We start from the raw sequence: 16,633 nt of genomic DNA, 5'->3' as shown, positions 1-16,633 counted from the left end.
GTCGAAACGCGAACGGGCCTCGCGCAGCAGCCGCCATTCGAACGGTGGTCGAGCGATGCGGCAGTCGAGAACCTGGAGGGAAGAGCCATCGGGCGCGTCTGCCGGACTTGCCGGGTGTAGGACAGCGCCGCCCCATATGGCCCGGACGCGGCGGCGAGGCGGACGCTATGCGACGAAAGCGGCGGCGACGACCAGCCAGTCGGTGTTCCATTCGGGAATTGCTTCGGCGCGCATCGGCGCCATGAAGCGATGTCCATCATCCCCTTCGATCTCGATCACGTCGCCCGCCCCGAAATTCTCGACCGCGACGACATGGCCGAGCGCGGTGCCGTCGGTGGACACCGCAGGCAGGCCGATCAGATCGGCGTGATAATATTCGCCATCGGCCAGAGGGGGCAGCATGTCGCGCGGGACGCTGAGTTCCGTGCCGCGCAGGGCCTCTGCCGCGTTGCGATCGGCGATCTCGGCGAAGCGGGCGATCGTGCCGTTGCCGCCGGTGCGCGCCGATTTCAGGGTCAAAGCGCCGTTGTTGAACGTGCGGTAGGGCGCGATGTCCTCGGCGAATATCTTGAGACGCACTTCGCCCGCTATGCCGTGTGCGCCGATGACGACGGCGAGAACGATGTCGCCATCGGCGCGAGTTCCCTCAACCCGCGGGCGAGCCTTCGCCGGGGGTGTCGTCTGCGCCTTCGACCGGCTCGTCGGCGGAGACGCCGTGGTTGGTGGCGTCTTCGTCGTCATCGCGCGCGGTCCTGGGGTCTGGCAGTTCTGGCGTAGAGCTTGGATTATTCGACATGGGTCATGCGCTCCTGGAGACATTCGCCGCCGAGAAACGCATGACCACGCGATTTCGATGCTTACTCGGCGACCGCTTCGGCAGGCTGCTCGGCTTCGGCTTCCGGCTCTGGGGCAGGCTCGGGCGCAGGTGCGGCGGCGGCAGCCGCTGCGGCTTCCTCCTGCGCCTTCAGCTTCTCGGCCCGCTCTTCGGCGCGCTCGGTCGCCTTCTCGCCCGGCTTCCCCTTGTTCGGGTTCTCACGCGATGCGCGCTCACGCACGCCGGCAACGTCGAGGAAGCGTGCAACGCGGTCGGTCGGCTGGGCGCCCACCGACAGCCAATGCTTGGCGCGATCGGCGTCGAGCACGACGCGCTTCTCGTCGTCCTTTGCAAGCAGAGGGTTGTAATTGCCGATCTTCTCGATGAACTTGCCGTCACGCGGCGCGCGCGCGTCGGCGACGACGATGCGGTAATAAGGGCGCTTCTTGGAGCCGCCGCGCGACAGGCGAATGCTGATAGCCATCGTAAATAGTCCTTCTAGGTTTCTGGAATTACGTTATTTCTTCTTGAGCAAATTCTCGAGGCCGGGTGGCAGGCTGGGCTGACCGCCGCCAAGCCCCGGCAGGCTGCCACCAGCCTTGTTCATGAAGTCGCCCATGCCGGCGCCGCCAAGCGCATTGCCCAGCCCACCCATGCCGCCGCCGGGGCCGCCCTTGCCGAGCATCGACATCATGCCCTTGAGGCCGCCCATCTTCTTGAGCTTCTTCATCATCGTCGACATTTCGAGGTGCATCTTCAGGAGCTTGTTGACCTCCTGCACGGTCGTCCCCGAACCCTTGGCGATGCGGATCTTGCGCTTGGCGTTGATGAGTTCGGGCTTCACCCGCTCCTTCAGCGTCATCGAGCCGATCATCGCATCCATATGCACCAGCATCTTGTCGCCGCCGGGGACATTGGCCATCGCCGCCTGCGCCTTCTTGAGGCCGGGGATCATCCCCGCGAGCGCGCCGATGCCGCCCATCCGGCCCATCTGCGCCAGTTGCGCGCGCAGGTCGTTCATGTCGAACTGGCCCTTGGCGAGCTTGGCCGCCATCCGCTCGGCATCGTCCTGCTGGATCGATTCCGCGGCGCGCTCGACCAGGGAGACGACGTCGCCCATGCCCAGGATGCGCCCGGCGACGCGATCGGGGTGGAACGCCTCCAGCGCGTCCATCTTTTCGCCGGTGCCCGCGAACTTGATCGGCTTGCCGGTGACGGCGCGCATCGACAGCGCCGCGCCGCCGCGCGCATCGCCGTCCATCCGGGTGAGGACGACGCCGGTCAGCGGCACCTGATCGGAGAAATTCTGCGCGACGTTGACCGCGTCCTGCCCGGTCAGCGCATCGACCACCAGCAGGATCTCGTGCGGCGTTGCGATATCGGCGACCGCCTTCATCTCGTCCATCAGCGCCTGATCGACGTGAAGGCGACCGGCGGTGTCGAGCATCAGGACGTCATAGCCCTGCAACTTGGCCGCCTGCATCGCCCGCCTGGCGATCTCGACCGGCTGCTGCCCGGCGACGATCGGCAGCGTCGCGATCTCGCCTTGGGTGCCCAGCGTGGCCAGCTGTTCCTGCGCGTTGGGGCGATTGACGTCGAGCGACGCCATCAGCACCTTCTTGCCCTGGCGCTTCGCCAGGCGGCGGGCGATCTTGGCGGTCGTGGTCGTCTTGCCCGAGCCTTGCAGGCCGACCATCATCACGACCGCGGGGGGCGTGACGTCCAGCGCGAGTTCGCTTTCATCGGCGCCCAGCATCGCGACGAGCGCGTCGTGGACGATCTTGACGACCTGCTGCCCCGGCGTGATCGAACGCAGGACGTTCTGGCCGATCGCCTGTTCGGTGACGTCGTCGACGAACTTGCGCGCGACGGGCAGCGCCACGTCGGCCTCCAGCAACGCCACGCGCACTTCGCGCATCGCGGTGCGGACATCGGCTTCGGTCAGCGCGCCGCGACCGCGCAGGCGATCGAAAACGCCGCCGAGCCGATCGCTGAGACTGTCGAACATGGCCGATTTCAACCCACTTGCCGCCAAACGCAAAAGCGCCGGCGGGCGAAACCTCGCCGGCCAGCGGGCGCCCGCAGGCGCTTGAACTTCTGCCTCCGACGAACGGAAACGTGAACGCTTATTAGCCGAAGGCGGCGCGATATGCAAGCCGCGCGGGTTTAACCATTCTTATACCGCTGTCGTGGCACCGTTGGCTTCAAGGGGAAGATACAGCCGATGGATGCACCAGTGAAGGCCGAGCGCCGCACCTCGATGGGGCACCGCGGCGCGTTCGTCACCGGGGCGATTGTCGGAACGTCCCTGCTGATGTTCGTCGCCACCGGCGGCGGTGTCGCGGCGACCCTGGTCGCGCAGGCCGGCGGCGGCGGCGCGGTCGACCGGACGCTGCTGATCGCGATGCTTCTCAACGTCGCCATCATCATCTTCGCGCGGCATCGCCATCAGGTGCTGAGCAGGACCCTGGTGCAATTGGGCGATGCCGATGCGCGCGCCAACCAGCTGGCGACCCGCGACCCGCTGACCGGGTTCCTCAACCGCCGCAGCCTGTCCGAGGACGGGGCGACGATGCTGGCCCGCGCGCGAACCCGCGACAAGGCGATGGCGATGCTGTTCATCGACCTGGATCATTTCAAATCGGTCAACGACATGCACGGCATCGCGATGGGCGATTCGCTGTTGCGTGCGGTCGCGGTCGAAATCGCGGCGCTGCTGCCCGCCGGAGCGCTGGCCGCGCGGCTGGGCAGCGACGAATTCGCGTGCGCGCTGGTGTTCGATGCCGGCCACCCCGAGATGATCGAGCGGCTGGCGGAACGACTGGTATCGCGGCTGGCGCAGCCGTTCCGACTCGATTCGACCACTATCCATCTCAGCGCCTCGGTCGGCATCGCACGGTCCGACTTCGACTGTGCATCGGGCGACGCGCTGCTCCGCGCCGCCGACATCGCGATGTTCGCGGCCAAGCGGGCCGGGCGTGGGCGATATGCCTGGTTCGACCCCGCCATGGAGCGCGCGCTGCAGGTCCGCAACGCGCTGGAGAACGGACTGCGCAGCGCCATCCCCGACCTGGAGATCGTTCCTTATTTCGAGCAGCAGATCGACCTGACGACTGGCCATCTCAGCGGATTCGAAGTCCTGGCGCGCTGGGAGCACCCGACGCGCGGGCTGATCGGCCCCGATGAGTTCATTCCGATCGCCGAGGATTCGGGGATGATCGGCGAACTGTCGCTTTCGATCATGCGGCAGGCGTTCGCTGCGGCGCGCGATTGGGATCCGTCGCTCACCCTGTCGGTCAATATCTCGCCGATGCAGCTGCGGGACGCATGGCTGGCGCAGAAGATCATCAAGACGCTGACCGAGACCGGCTTTCCGGCGCACCGGCTGGAAGTGGAGATCACCGAAAGTTCGCTGTTCGACAATCTGGCGCTGGCGCAGTCGATCTGCGGGAGCCTGAAGAACCAGGGCATCCGCATCGCACTCGACGATTTCGGCACCGGTTATTCCAGCCTGGCGCACCTGCGCGCGCTGCCGTTCGACCGGATCAAGATCGACAAGAGCTTCGTCCAGTCGATCATCGGCAATGCCGAGAGTGCAGCGATCGTCAACACGATCGCGCGGCTGGGCGACAGCCTGAATCTGCCCGTCACCGCCGAAGGCGTCGAGACCAAGGCGATCGAGGAGCGGCTGCGCGCGATCGGCTGCGCCAAGGCGCAAGGCTATCATTACGGACGGCCCCTGCCGCTGGCCAAGGCGCGGCAGTTGCTGGCCGAACGGCGGCTGCTGCGCTTTTCGGGCGACATCGCTCCACGACGTCTGGCAGGTTAAGCCGGCCATCGGCGTGGACAGTGGGGCCAGCCACCACTAGATCGCGGGCATGGAATTGGCCCACCAGCCCGAGGTCGTGACGCTCGGCTGCCGACTGAACATTGCCGAAAGCGAGACGATCCGCGGCATGATCGCGGGGCGCGACATGGTCGTGGTGAACAGCTGCGCGGTCACCAACGCGGCGGTCAAGGAGACGCGCTCGGCGATCCGGCGCGCGCGGCGGCGGCGGCCGGGGGCGGAGATCGTCGTTACGGGATGCGCTGCGGAGATGGACCCGACAGGCTTCACCGCCATGCCGGAAGTTTCGCGCATCGTCGGCAATTTCGACAAGCTGGCGCCCGCCGCCTGGGGCGCGACGGCGATGCCCTCCCCCGTCTTCGCGGGCCATGCGCGCGCGTTCGTCGAGGTGCAGAACGGCTGCGATCATCGCTGCACCTTTTGCGCCATTCCGTTCGGCCGGGGGCCGAGCCGGTCGGTGCCGGCGGGCGCGGTGATCGAGCGCATCGCGATGCTGGTCGCGGGGGGGCACCGCGAAGTGGTGCTGACCGGAGTCGACGTGACGAGCTATGGCGGCGACCTGCCGGGTGCGCCGTCGCTGGGGTCGCTGGTGGAGCGTATTCTGGTCCACGTACCCGCGCTGGAGCGGCTGCGGCTGTCGTCGCTCGATTCGGTCGAGATAGACGAGAGGCTGCTCGAAGCGCTGACGCAGGAGCCGCGGGTGATGCCGCATGTCCACCTGTCGCTGCAAGCGGGTGACGACCTGATCCTCAAGCGGATGAAGCGGCGGCATGCGCGCGCCGACGCAATCGCGCTGGTGGCGCGGCTGAAGGCGGCACGGCCCGACATTGCGATCGGGGCCGACCTGATCGCGGGCTTTCCAACCGAAGACGAAGCGATGTTCACGCAGACGCTGGCGATCGTCGCAGAGTGCGACATCGTCCACGCGCACGTCTTTTCCTATTCGCCACGCGCGGGCACGCCGGCGGCACGGATGCCACCAGTCGCGCCGATGGTGGTGCGTGAGCGGGCGGCGCGGCTGCGCGCAGCGGCGGACGCGCACCGCGGCGCCTGGCTGGCATCGCTGATCGGCAGCGAGCAATCGGTGCTGGTCGAGCGTTCGGGCGATCGCGGCCACGCCGCCAATTTCGCCGAGGTGCGGCTGACAGCCCCCGCCCCGCCCGGCTCGATCCAGCGCGTGCGCATCGCCTGCGCCACCGATACCTATCTCGAAGGCATATGCGTATGAGTACATCCTGGCACGACAAGCTGATCGGCGGCTTCAAGCGGACATCGGATCGGCTGGTCGGCAATCTGGCGGGCCTGGGCACCGCGCGCCTGGACGAGGCGACGCTGGACGAGGTCGAGGAAGCGCTGATCGCGTCCGATCTGGGGCCGGCGACCGCACGGCATATCCGCCGGCGGCTGGGCGAGGGCAGCTTCGAGCGCAACATGGAGGAACTCGGCATCCGGCTGGTGGTGGCCGAGGAGGTCGAGAAGGTGCTGGCGACGGTCGCCACCCCGCTCGACATATCCGCCTTTCCCCGGCCGCAGGTGATCCTGGTGATCGGGGTCAACGGATCGGGCAAGACGACGACGATCGCCAAGCTGGCGCATCTGTTCATGGAGCAGGATTACGGCGTGATGCTGGCGGCGGGCGACACGTTCCGCGCCGCCGCGATCGGGCAGCTCGCGACTTGGGCCGCGCGCGTCGGCGTGCCGATCGTGTCGGGCAGGGAAGGCGGCGACGCGGCGGGAATCGTCTACGAAGCGGTAAAACAGGCAACCGCGACCGGCATCGACGTGCTGATCGTCGACACTGCCGGTCGGTTGCAGAACAAGCGCGAGTTGATGGACGAACTGGCCAAGATCCGCAAAGTGCTCGGGCGGCTGAACCCGGCGGCGCCCCATGACGTGGTTCTCGTGCTCGACGCGACGACGGGGCAGAATGCGCTCAACCAGATCGAGGTGTTCAAGGATGTCGCGGGCGTCACCGGGCTGGTGATGACCAAGCTCGACGGCACCGCGCGCGGCGGCGTGCTGGTGGCGGCGGCCGAGCGCTTCGGCCTGCCGATCCACGCGATCGGCGTCGGCGAAGGGATGACCGACCTGCGCCCCTTTGACGCGCACGAGGTCAGCCGGATCATCGCGGGCGTCGAGGGGGTGCGCAAGTGAACGCCTGCAGGGTTGCGCTCGCCCCGAGCGACGTAGGAGCGCCATGCCCGTCGCACGCCGCGCGTTCGGGGTCTTGTGCTTCGACATCGCTCAGCACGAACGGACTTGGGTAATGGCTGGCAATATGAAGAACCCTTCGCCCGGGCTGCGGATGGCGATCGACTATGGGCCGCTGCTCGTCTTCTTCGCGGTGAACCTGCTGGCGCCGGGTGTTCCGATGATGCGGCTGGTGGCGAGTACCACCGGGTTCCTGCCCGCGATCGACCAGGCGGGTGCGATCGTTATCGCGCGGGTGATCGTGGCGACGACGGCGTTCATGATCGCGACGATCGCCGCCATCGTGGTCTCGAAGGTCAAGACCGGCGCGGTGTCGCCGATGCTGTTGATCTCGGGGGCGCTGGTCGTCGTCTTCGGCGGGCTGACGATCTATTTTCAGAACCCAAATTTCATCAAGATGAAGCCGACGATCGTTTACGTCAGCCTTTCCGCCCTTCTGGCCTTCGGATTGCTGACCGGGCGTCCGCTGCTGGAAGGATTGCTGGGGTCGGCCTATCCGGGCCTGAGCGCGGTCGGATGGCGCAAGGTGACGCGCAACTGGACCTTGTTCTTCCTGGGCATGGCGATGCTGAACGAAGCGGTCTGGCGGATGACGGCGCCGCTGCCCACCGACGATCTGTCGTTCTGGGCGGGGTTCAAGCTGTGGGGTGCGATCCCGCTGACGTTGCTGTTCGCGCTTGCCAACGTACCGATGCTGATGCGGCATGGCTTGCAGACAGGCGAAGTGCCGGAGGTGCCGCCCGCAAGCTGATCCTCCCCGCTCTCGGGGAGGGGGACCGAGACGCGAAGCGGCTTGGCGGAGGGGGTTTGCCCCAAGCGCACCGCCCGCGGCTAACCCCCTCCACCACTCGCCTGCGGCGAGCGGTCCCCCTCCCCGTCCCAGAGAGGATTTTAAGTGGCGACCGCGTCGTGACGCTGATTTTTGCGCTCGCGTGCCTATGCTGATGCGGCATGGTTGGAGAGTGGCGATGTGCCGGAGGTGCCGGTGGAATAACCCCTCTCCCGCCGGGAGAGGGGTGAGCCGCGCAGCGGCGAGGGGTGAGGGTGAGCGCGACCGAGCCAGTCGCCCTCACCCTTCCGCCGCGTTCCGCGGCTCCCTCCCTCTCCCGGAGGGAGAGGGCGTTTAGGCGACCGCGTCGTAGCGCTGGCCAACAATTTCCCAATCGACCACGTCCCACCACGCCTTCAGATAGCCGGGGCGATCGTTCATGTAGGTCAGGTAATACGCGTGTTCCCAGACGTCGTTGCCGAGCAGCGGGGTGCCCGGCTCCTTGGCGTCGTCCATGAGCGGGTTGTCCTGGTTCGGCGTGCTCGTCACCTTCAGCTTGCCGCTCGCATCCGCGATCAGCCAGGCCCAGCCCGAGCCGAACTGGCCCGCACCCTTGGTGTTGAATTCTTCCTTCAGCTTGTCCAGCCCGCCGAAGTCGCGGGCGATCGCCTCGGCCAACTTGCCAGAGGGCGCGCCGCCGCCCTTCTTCATCGTCTTCCAGAAGAAATCATGGTTCCAATAGCCGCCGCCGTTGTTGCGGACGAGCGCGGGCTGCGACGAGATCATGCCGAGGATCTGCTCGATCGTCTTGCCGGCAAGCGCCGGGTCTTTCTCGACGCCCTCGTTCAGCTTGGCGGTATAGGCGGCGTGATGCTTGTCGTGGTGGAAGGTCATCGTCTCTTTCGAGATCACCGGCTCCAGCGCGTCATACGGGTAAGGCAGGGGGGGAAGTTCGAACGCCATGCAGCTTCTCCTTGAAGATCGGTTCGCGTCTGTAACGCTCACCGCGCATCAATGGCGCCCGCCCCGCCGTTACGCAACCGGCGCCTTACCATCCGCCGCGATCAGATCGTGGCGGCGCAGCGCATGGCGGAGCTGGTCGTAGGTGAGACCCAGCGCATCGGCGGTCTGGCGCTGGTTGAAGCGATTTTCGGCCAGCGCGCGGGCGAGCAGTTCGCGTTCGAAGCGCGCGACGCGGGATTTGAAGTCGGACGGACCGACTTCGCATGCGGTCACTTCATCGTCGCTCCCCGGCGCTTCGGATGGGGGCGCCTTGGAGCCGGCCGGGGCCTGCCCGCGCGGGCGATAAGGCGACTGGAACGGATCGAGTTCGACCGCATCGACCGGCCCACCGGCTTCCCAGCGGTAGACCGCGCGCTCGACGACGTTGCGAAGTTCGCGGACGTTGCCGGGCCAGCGGTGCCCGGTCAGCGCATCGAGCGCGGCGGGGCCGAAGCCGGGCCAGCGTTCCCAGCCGATCTCCGCCGCCATCCGCCGCCCGAAATGGTCGGCGAGCACCATGATATCGCCGGATCGCGCGCGCAGCGGCGGCAGCGTCACGACTTCGAACGACAGCCGGTCGAGCAGGTCGGCGCGGAATTCGTGCGCATCGACCTTGTCGGGCAGATGCTCGTTGGTGGCCGCGACGATGCGGACGTCGACGCGGATCGGTCGCGACGATCCGATCCGCGTGATCTCGCCATATTCGACCGCGCGCAGCAGCCGGTCCTGCGCCGCCATGCTCAGCGTGCCGAGTTCGTCGAGGAAGAGCGTGCCGCCGTCGGCCTCCTCGAAGCGCCCGGTGCGCGCCTTGGTCGCGCCGGTGAAGGCACCCGCTTCGTGGCCGAACAGCTCGGCTTCGATCAGCGCCTCGGGCAGCGCGGCGCAGTTCATGATGACGAGCGGCTGGTCCCAGCGCGGCGACAGGCGGTGGAGGCGTTCGGCGACCAGTTCCTTGCCGGTGCCGCGCTCGCCGATCACCAGCACCGGGCGATCGAGCGCGGCGGCGCGGCTGGCGCGTTCGAGCGTGTCGAGGAACACCCCGGATTGTCCGATGACCTGGCTGGCGCGCTGCATGCGCAAGGATTGGCGCAAAATCCCGACTGTTGGCAAGTTCTGCGTAGCGGCTCGACCGGGTAAATCTCACAAACCCTTGAAAGGGCTTGATTATCGAAACTGGCACGGTGCCTGCAAAGCATCTGACATCCCGCCAGCACGGCGGTTCACCAGGTTCAAACGGAGGTTCCCATGTTCAAGTCCGACATCGCCCGCACGATCGCCACCGTCGTCTGCACCATCGTCTTCAGCGCCACGACCGTCATCGCCGCCGTCGGCCCTGCGCATACGCCTTCGGCCACTGTCGCGACGGCCCGGCTGAGCGCATAATCCCCGTTCCTTTCGCCATCCAGGAGTATCCGATGGGCATTTTCTCCCGCACCCGCGACATCGTCGCCGCCAACATGGCCGAGCTGCTCGACAAGGCGGAAGACCCGGCGAAGATGATCCGCATGATAATCCTCGAAATGGAGGAGACGCTGGTCGAGGTGCGCGCCTCCGCCGCGCGGACGATCGCCGACCAGAAGGAAATGCGCCGCCACATCGGCAAGCTGGAAAACCTCCAGGCGAACTGGACCGAAAAGGCCGAGCTGGCGCTGTCGAAGGACCGCGAGGATCTGGCCAAGGCGGCGCTGGTCGAGCGGCAGAAGGCGGTCGACATGGTCGACCAGCTAAGGGCCGAGGTCGGCGTCCTCGACGATGCGCTGCGCGCGTCGGAAGAGGATATCGCCAAGCTGCAGACCAAGCTGCGCGAGGCGCGGACGAAGCAGGCCAGCGTCCAGACGCGGATGGAGACGGCCAACAACCGTTTCCGCCTGCGCGACATGTATGCCGGCGCCAAGACGCAGGACGCGTTCAGCCGCTTCGACGTGCTGGAACGCCGCGCCGACGAGGCCGAGGGCCGCGCCGAGGCGCTGGGCCTGGCGGTGCCCAAGACGCTGGAGGAGGAGATCGCCGAGCTGCGCGCCAGCGACCGTGTCGACGCCGAACTGGCTGCGCTGAAGGCGCGGCTGAACAAGCCAACGGAGGGTTGAGATGGAAGACGTCATCGTACCCATGACCGTCATTCCGGCGATCTTCATCGGGATGCCCTGGGTCATCATGCACTACATCACCAAGTGGAAGCAGGCGCCCAAGATCACCGAGGAAGACGAGAAGATGCTCGACGAGATGTACAATCTCGCTCGCCGTCTCGAAGATCGCCTCAACACCGTCGAGCGCATCGTCGCCGCCGACAATCCGGACTGGAAGCCGGGCCTGGGGTCGCCCCAGCCGACCTTCCAGATCGACCGCCACCCCAGGAGCAATTGAGATGGCCAGCCGTACAACCTTCTATCTCGACAAGCAGAACGCCAAGATCAAGGGCGTCTGCGCCGGCATCGCCGATTATACCGGCCTCGATGTCACGCTGGTCCGCGTGCTCACGGTGATCCTGGTGTTCGCCACCATGCCGTGGGCGGCCGTCGGCTATGCAGTCTTCGCCTGGACCGCGCCGGCCAAGCCGATCGACCTGTATCAGGACGCCGGCGACGCCAAGTTCTGGCAGGGCGTGCGCTCCAATACGAAGCGCTCGGCGGCCGAGGTCCGGTCCAAGCTGCGCGACGTCGATCGCCGGCTGGCCGACATGGAACTCCATTACACCAGCCGCAACAGCCGGCTGGCCGACGAGATCGACAGCCTGCGCTGAGACGCAAGGGATCAAGGGGAGAAGACAGATGGATTTGCATGGACCGGGCTTCGTCATTGCGATCATCGCGATCTCGACGATCGGATGGGTCATCAACACCTGGATCAGGGCGCGGCACGGCTACCCGGTCGAGAACGAGTGGAGCGGCATGGCCATCAGGGGCGGCGGCATCGACGAAGACCGCAAGGTGCAGTTGCTGACCGGTGAGAACGCCAAGTTGACCGGACAGGTCAGCCGGCTGGAAGAGCGGATCGCGGTGCTGGAACGCATCGCGACCGACCCCGGCGAGCGCACCGCCCGCGCGATCGACGCCCTGCGCGACCGATAGGAGGATAGACGATGAGTCCCTTGATGATCCCCATTCTCGGTATCTGCTGCGGCCTGCTGGCGATCTTCGGCGGCGTCTTTCTCCGCCCCTGGTTCCGCTTGCAGGAGCGCAAGATGGAATTGCAGGCGCAGATGACCGCGGAGAAGGCCGCGCAATACGCCGCCCACACCGAGCAGCTGGAACAGCGGGTCCGCGTGCTGGAGCGCATTGCGACCGACAAGGGCGCCGACCTGTCCGATCAAATCGAGCGGCTGCGCGACGGCACGTTCGTCAACTAGACACGCGGTCAATCAAACGAAGGAATAGTCGATGTCCGGTGGACAAATCATGGTCGTCCTCATCGTCCTGATCGGGGTGATCGGCGGCATCATCAAATCGCGGCATCGCTCCGCCGCGCACCGCGCGGTCGACACCGGCGAGGCCGAAACCACCCGGCGGCTGACCGACGAGGTCCGCCAGCTGAAGGAGCGGATCGCGGTGCTCGAACGCGTCGTCACCGACAACCACGGCAGCATCGGCCTCGATCGCGAGATCGAGCGGCTGCGCGACCGCTAAGGAGGAGGGTTATGACCGATCCCGATTTCTATGTGACGATGGCAGGTGCGGGGCTGACCGGGCTCGGCATGGTGGTGGTGGCCGGTCTGTCCGGCTGGCGCGGGTGGCTGGCGCTCAAGCGCGAGGCGCTGGTCCAGAAAGGTGATGAGGCCCCGGTGCCCAGCGCCGGCGCGCGGATCGAGATCGCCGACCTGCGCGAACGCATCCGCAAGCTGGAGGCGATCGCGGCGGGGGTGGATTTATAGGAACACTCGAGTCGTACCACGCTTGGTCGCGAGCCAGTCACGTTCGCGCGTTATTAGACTCAGTCACGGACGCCATACTCCGTCACCCCGGCGAAGGCCGGGGTCCGTGCTTCGACAGGCGACGCGTGTGAAGCATGTTAGGGCTGCTCGCGGCACGATGGACCCCGGCCTTCGCCGGGGTGACGTGTCAGGTTTTCAAACGGTCGTGCAGCCGCTAGCGCAACGTGCATGCCCACGCTCGATGACATCCGCGAGGAATATGATTTCCTCGACCCCGACGATCGCTATCGCCTGCTGATCGAATTGGGTCGCGATCTTGAGGCGATGCCCGACGCGCTGAAGACCGATGCTACCCTGGTGCGCGGATGCTCGGCGTCGGTATGGGTCTATCCCGCGCGGCGCGACGATGGCACGCTGCATTTCCTGGCAGATTCCAATGCGGCGATCACCAAGGGGATCATCGCGCTGGTGCTGCTGAGCGTGCAGGATCGGACGCCCGCCGCCATCCTCGCGACCGACGTCACCGCCGCCCTGTCACCGTTCGATCTGTCGCGACAGCTGAGTTCGAACCGCACGCAGGGCATCCCCAACATGATCGCGCTGATCCGCGAGACCGCCGCGCGCTATGGCTGAGCACGCCCCAGCCGCGTGAGTATCTCGCTCGCGGACAGGCCGGGCGCAACGATCTCCCACCGACCCGGCCGCGCGGTATCGACGATCACGACAGCGCGCTTTGGGCACACGTCGAGGCATTTCGTCTCCACCACGCCGAGCGGATTGCGCCGACCCTTGCCCAACCCCAGCGCGCGGCGGAGCAGCTTGGTCAGGCTTGTGCGGCCGTCGTCACCGAAGCCGCCGCCCAGCTTTCGCGAGCATTTCCCGCAGACCAGGATCGCGCCCGTCCAGTCGCTGCGCAGGTGATCCTTCAACCCAGGCGCCAGGTCCGCGCATCCTCGGCGGCGCGCAGCACTTCATAGGCGGCCTGGACCGCCTGGAACTTGGTCGCGGCATCGGCGTCGCCGGGCCGGACGTCAGGGTGATTGGCCTTGGCCATGCGGCGCCAGGCCGCGCGAACCGCTTCGAAATCGGCGTCGCTCTCCAGCCCCAGCACGTCGAGCGCGCGCATTTCGTCGCGCGACCGCGATCCGTCGCCGGGGCCGCCCCAGGCATAGTGGCTGGAGGCGGCATAGGCCGCCCCCTCGCCCGTTTCGGACGCCTCCCGTCGCGCCGCCTCCTCAGCATCCAGCCCTTCGAAATAATTCCAACCGCGATTGTACTCGCCGGCGTGAGTAGGGCAGAAATACCAACGCTCGGGGCTGTTGGGCGATTTGGGCGCCGGGCAATCGCCGCGTTCGCTACAGCCGTGACGGTCGCACAGCCGGACGGTCGTCGCCGCGCTGGCTGCGCCATAGCCGCGCCAGCGAGGGAATCCCCAGTCGTTCGTTCGCGTCGGTATGCGTGCCATCGGCTTCGCAAATAAGCGATTCCGGTGCGTCCACAACCGGCAAGGGGCGCAAAGCCAACCAGGTCGCCCGAGGCTGGCGGGCGAAAGTGCGCATTTTTTGCACTCGCGGGATGCGGATCGTGCTATTATGAACTGGTTGTCATGTTGCAGTCATGCGCATGGCGTTACGCCGACACCAACTGCATGAGGAATTCTGGTGCCGACTTCACGATCCCCCTTCGCCACGCTGCGCGCCGACATACCGTCGTCAATCGTCGTCGCGCTCGTCGCGCTGCCTCTGTGCCTCGGAGTCGCGCTCGCCTCGGGTGCGCCGCTGTTTGCCGGGCTGATCGCCGGCATCGTCGGCGGCATCGTCGTCGGCGCGGTATCGAAGTCACCGCTATCGGTTAGCGGCCCGGCGGCAGGACTCACGGTCATCGTGCTCACCGCCATCGAGAGCATGCCGACGTTCCAGGTGTTCACCTTGTCGGTCATGTTGGCCGGCATTCTGCAGATCGGCTTCTCGCTCACGCGATCGGGCGTTCTCGCCGAATTCGTGCCGTCTTCGGTCATCACTGGCATGCTGGCGGCGATCGGCCTGATCCTGATCCTCAAGCAGATCCCCCATCTGGTCGGCTATGATGCCGATTTCGAAGGCAGTTTCGAATTTCACGGGGCGGACGGCACCAACACCTTCTCCTCGCTCTGGAACAGCCTGACCGGCGCGTTGACTCCCGGCGCGCTCCTGATCGGCGGGGTGAGCCTGGCGTTTCTATTCTGGTGGGATGCGGTGAAGCCGAAGGAAGGGCCGCTGCGCTTCGTACCCGGCCCGCTCGTCGTCGTGCTGATCGGCGTGTTGGGCAATCTGCTGCTCGGCGTGGTGATGCCGGCATGGCAATTGGGCACCGAACATCTGGTGCAGGTGCCCATCGTCGACAGCCTCGCCAAATTCCCTTCGCTCTTCTCGCTCCCCGATTTCTCGGCGATCGGCACCAGCGTGGTCTGGATCACCGCGGTGACGCTGGCGATCGTCGCGAGCCTGGAATCGCTGCTCAGCGTGAAAGCGGTCGACGAACTCGATCCGCGGCGCCGGACGACCGACAAGAACTGGGAATTGCTGGCGCAGGGTTCGGGCAACATCGTCTCCGGCCTCATCGGCGGTTTGCCGGTGACCTCGGTGATCGTGCGATCCTCGGCCAATGTCGATGCGCGCGCAGAGAGCAAGATGTCGACCATCCTGCACGGATCGTGGCTGCTGCTGAGCGTGGCGTTGATCCCGACCGTCCTGAACCTCATTCCGTTGTCGGCGCTCGCTGCGGTGTTGATCGCGACCGGGTACAAGCTGACCAAGCCCAAACTGTTCACCGAACGCTACAAGCAGGGCTGGACCCAGTTCGTGCCCTTCGTGGTGACGATCCTGGCGATCCTGTTCACCGATCTGCTGAAGGGGATCGGCATCGGCCTGGCGGTCGGCTTCGTCTTCGTTGTGGCACGCAACTTCCGCACCGCGATCACCTTTGCCTGCGACGGGTCCGACTGTCTCGTCCGCGCGCGCCGGAACCTGTATTTCATTCATAAATACGAGTTGCAGAAGAAGCTGGCGCAAGTGCCAGACGATTCCGACCTGCTGATCGACCTGTCGTCGACCAGCTACGTCGATCTCGACAACGTCGACATCATCAATGCGTTCATCAAGGGCGCGGCCTATCGCAACATCAGCGTGACGGTGCGCGGCGACATCGCCGAACGCAGCGCGCCGCTGATCGCAGCGCCCACCACCGGGGTTCGTTTCGCATGAAGCAATACAAGCAGCTGCTGCTGGCCAACAAAGCCTGGGCGAGCGAATTGAAGGAGGAGAAGCCCGACTTCTTCTCGCGCCAGACGGTGGGGCAGCGCCCCGAGTTTCTCTGGATCGGGTGTTCGGACAGCCGGGTTTCGCCCGAACAGATGACCATGGCGCTGCCCGGCGGCATGTTCATCCACCGCAACGTCGCCAATCTGGTCAACCACGACGACATGAACCTGATGTCGGTGCTGCAATATGCGGTCGATGCGTTGGGCGTGCGGCACATCATCATCTGCGGCCACCACGGCTGCGGCGGGGTGACCGCCGCGCTGAAGGGTGGCACCGAGGGTGTGGTGCACGAGTGGCTGGCCAACGCACGCGCCGTCCGCGACGCGCATGCAGAGGAGATCGACGCGCAGACGACCGAGGAAGCCAAGGTCAACCGGCTCGTCGAAGTCAACGTGCGCGATCAGGCGGTGAAGCTCGCCCAGACGAACACGATCCGCAATGCGTTCGCGCGCGGCCAGGAATTGTGGATCCACGGCTGGGTCTATGACATTCGCGACGGGTTGATCCGCCCGCTGCTGGAGATCGACCGCGACACCGTGCCCGACGACGTGGCGGCGCCCGAGCGCGTGCTGCTGACCAAAGACGAGATGGTCGAGCGCGACGGTGCCGAGGATGCGTCCTGATCCTTCCCGATCCTCCCCACGGGAGCAGGGCAATCGCTTATGGCCAGCTGACAATCAGCAGGATTTGCGAAGAAGATTGTGTTCACGCGGAGGCGCGGAGGACGCGGAGGTGTCGCGCTCGGGGCGGACTTGCCAGGCAGCAACGCTGCTCCTGGCAGGATCGCCACTCGCGGATACGAGACGCTTTCTCGAAGCGAAAC

The 16,633-nt window shown here is 66.3% G+C and carries 22 protein-coding genes; 15 read left to right on the top strand and 7 right to left on the bottom strand.

Annotated elements, in window-relative coordinates; all coding sequences use genetic code 11:
- Positions 1–165: 165 nt before the first annotated feature.
- From rimM to ffh, 3 genes are all read right to left on the bottom strand, one after another.
- Positions 166–741 carry a ribosome maturation factor RimM gene (rimM, locus tag VF643_RS13400; protein WP_331043883.1) on the bottom strand — a complete coding sequence of 192 codons (576 nt, stop codon included), beginning with the start codon at positions 739–741 and terminating at the stop codon, positions 166–168.
- Positions 742–857: 116 nt separating this feature from the next.
- Positions 858–1,298, bottom strand: a complete 441-nt coding sequence (gene rpsP / locus VF643_RS13395; protein WP_331043882.1) for a 30S ribosomal protein S16 — start codon at positions 1,296–1,298, stop codon at positions 858–860.
- Between the two features lie 33 nt (positions 1,299–1,331).
- Positions 1,332–2,822 carry a signal recognition particle protein gene (ffh, locus tag VF643_RS13390; RefSeq protein ID WP_331043881.1) on the bottom strand — a complete coding sequence of 497 codons (1,491 nt, stop codon included), beginning with the start codon at positions 2,820–2,822 and terminating at the stop codon, positions 1,332–1,334.
- Between the two features lie 216 nt (positions 2,823–3,038).
- On the opposite strand from ffh, the gene VF643_RS13385 reads away from it, so the two are divergent.
- The 4 genes from VF643_RS13385 (at position 3,039) to VF643_RS13370 (ending at position 7,623) form a co-directional block, all read left to right on the top strand.
- A complete protein-coding gene (locus VF643_RS13385; protein ID WP_331043880.1) occupies positions 3,039–4,643 on the top strand; it encodes a putative bifunctional diguanylate cyclase/phosphodiesterase in 1,605 nt (534 codons plus the stop codon).
- Positions 4,644–4,692: 49 nt separating this feature from the next.
- On the top strand, positions 4,693–5,889 hold the full coding sequence (gene mtaB, locus VF643_RS13380) for a tRNA (N(6)-L-threonylcarbamoyladenosine(37)-C(2))-methylthiotransferase MtaB (RefSeq protein ID WP_331043879.1): 1,197 nt from the start codon (positions 4,693–4,695) through the stop codon (positions 5,887–5,889).
- The gene (gene ftsY, locus VF643_RS13375; RefSeq protein WP_331043878.1) at positions 5,886–6,815 is read left to right on the top strand and encodes a signal recognition particle-docking protein FtsY; all 930 of its coding nucleotides are present in this window, start codon (positions 5,886–5,888) and stop codon (positions 6,813–6,815) included. Before mtaB ends, ftsY begins: the two co-directional genes overlap by 4 nt.
- A 151-nt stretch (positions 6,816–6,966) precedes the next feature.
- A complete protein-coding gene (locus tag VF643_RS13370) occupies positions 6,967–7,623 on the top strand; it encodes an inner membrane-spanning protein YciB (protein ID WP_331043903.1) in 657 nt (218 codons plus the stop codon).
- Between the two features lie 372 nt (positions 7,624–7,995).
- On the opposite strand, the gene VF643_RS13365 is transcribed toward VF643_RS13370, so the two are convergent.
- Together VF643_RS13365 and pspF are read right to left on the bottom strand one after the other, a co-directional pair.
- Positions 7,996–8,604: a superoxide dismutase gene (locus tag VF643_RS13365; protein ID WP_331043877.1), complete on the bottom strand. Its 609-nt coding sequence runs from the start codon at positions 8,602–8,604 to the stop codon at positions 7,996–7,998.
- 69 nt (positions 8,605–8,673) lie between these two features.
- Positions 8,674–9,717 carry a phage shock protein operon transcriptional activator gene (pspF, locus tag VF643_RS13360; protein WP_331043876.1) on the bottom strand — a complete coding sequence of 348 codons (1,044 nt, stop codon included), beginning with the start codon at positions 9,715–9,717 and terminating at the stop codon, positions 8,674–8,676.
- A 171-nt stretch (positions 9,718–9,888) separates the two neighbouring features.
- On the opposite strand from pspF, the gene VF643_RS13355 reads away from it, so the two are divergent.
- The 9 genes from VF643_RS13355 to VF643_RS13315 all read left to right on the top strand — a co-directional run bounded on the left by VF643_RS13355 (position 9,889) and on the right by VF643_RS13315 (position 13,144).
- Positions 9,889–10,026 carry a hypothetical protein gene (locus VF643_RS13355; RefSeq protein WP_331043875.1) on the top strand — a complete coding sequence of 46 codons (138 nt, stop codon included), beginning with the start codon at positions 9,889–9,891 and terminating at the stop codon, positions 10,024–10,026.
- A 32-nt stretch (positions 10,027–10,058) separates the two neighbouring features.
- Positions 10,059–10,730: a phage shock protein PspA gene (gene pspA / locus VF643_RS13350; protein ID WP_331043874.1), complete on the top strand. Its 672-nt coding sequence runs from the start codon at positions 10,059–10,061 to the stop codon at positions 10,728–10,730.
- A 1-nt stretch (position 10,731) separates the two neighbouring features.
- Complete coding sequence (gene pspB, locus VF643_RS13345) at positions 10,732–11,007, top strand: envelope stress response membrane protein PspB (RefSeq protein ID WP_331043873.1); 276 nt, start codon at positions 10,732–10,734, stop codon at positions 11,005–11,007.
- Position 11,008: 1 nt separating this feature from the next.
- Positions 11,009–11,383: an envelope stress response membrane protein PspC gene (gene pspC / locus VF643_RS13340; protein WP_331043872.1), complete on the top strand. Its 375-nt coding sequence runs from the start codon at positions 11,009–11,011 to the stop codon at positions 11,381–11,383.
- Between the two features lie 28 nt (positions 11,384–11,411).
- Positions 11,412–11,711 (top strand): hypothetical protein, encoded by a 300-nt coding sequence (locus VF643_RS13335; RefSeq protein ID WP_331043871.1) that lies wholly within the window; start codon positions 11,412–11,414, stop codon positions 11,709–11,711.
- A 23-nt stretch (positions 11,712–11,734) separates the two neighbouring features.
- A complete protein-coding gene (locus tag VF643_RS13330) occupies positions 11,735–11,989 on the top strand; it encodes a hypothetical protein (protein ID WP_414713866.1) in 255 nt (84 codons plus the stop codon).
- A gap of 31 nt (positions 11,990–12,020) precedes the next feature.
- A complete protein-coding gene (locus VF643_RS13325) occupies positions 12,021–12,266 on the top strand; it encodes a hypothetical protein (RefSeq protein WP_331043869.1) in 246 nt (81 codons plus the stop codon).
- An 11-nt stretch (positions 12,267–12,277) separates the two neighbouring features.
- Complete coding sequence (locus VF643_RS13320) at positions 12,278–12,511, top strand: hypothetical protein (protein WP_331043868.1); 234 nt, start codon at positions 12,278–12,280, stop codon at positions 12,509–12,511.
- 228 nt (positions 12,512–12,739) lie between these two features.
- Positions 12,740–13,144 (top strand): SufE family protein, encoded by a 405-nt coding sequence (locus tag VF643_RS13315; RefSeq protein ID WP_331043867.1) that lies wholly within the window; start codon positions 12,740–12,742, stop codon positions 13,142–13,144.
- Here VF643_RS13315 and VF643_RS13310 read toward each other — a convergent pair.
- Both VF643_RS13310 and VF643_RS13305 read right to left on the bottom strand, forming a co-directional pair.
- Positions 13,135–13,440 (bottom strand): (2Fe-2S) ferredoxin domain-containing protein, encoded by a 306-nt coding sequence (locus tag VF643_RS13310; RefSeq protein WP_331043866.1) that lies wholly within the window; start codon positions 13,438–13,440, stop codon positions 13,135–13,137. The two genes, VF643_RS13315 and VF643_RS13310, sit on opposite strands and share 10 nt — an antisense overlap.
- Positions 13,437–13,976 carry a J domain-containing protein gene (locus VF643_RS13305; protein WP_331043865.1) on the bottom strand — a complete coding sequence of 180 codons (540 nt, stop codon included), beginning with the start codon at positions 13,974–13,976 and terminating at the stop codon, positions 13,437–13,439. Before VF643_RS13305 ends, VF643_RS13310 begins: the two co-directional genes overlap by 4 nt.
- A gap of 196 nt (positions 13,977–14,172) precedes the next feature.
- Here VF643_RS13305 and VF643_RS13300 point away from each other — a divergent pair, with 196 nt between their 5' ends.
- Together VF643_RS13300 and VF643_RS13295 are read left to right on the top strand one after the other, a co-directional pair.
- Entirely contained in the window at positions 14,173–15,753 is a 1,581-nt protein-coding gene (locus VF643_RS13300; protein ID WP_331043864.1) for a SulP family inorganic anion transporter, read from the top strand.
- Entirely contained in the window at positions 15,750–16,433 is a 684-nt protein-coding gene (locus VF643_RS13295) for a carbonic anhydrase (RefSeq protein ID WP_331043863.1), read from the top strand. The genes VF643_RS13300 and VF643_RS13295 overlap by 4 nt, the downstream gene beginning before the upstream one ends.
- Positions 16,434–16,633 lie beyond the last annotated feature (200 nt).

Origin of the sequence: Sphingomonas sp. (assembly GCF_036387595.1) — a bacterium.
GTDB lineage: Bacteria > Pseudomonadota > Alphaproteobacteria > Sphingomonadales > Sphingomonadaceae > Sphingomonas.
This window is presented reverse-complemented; position numbering and strand designations above follow the sequence as displayed.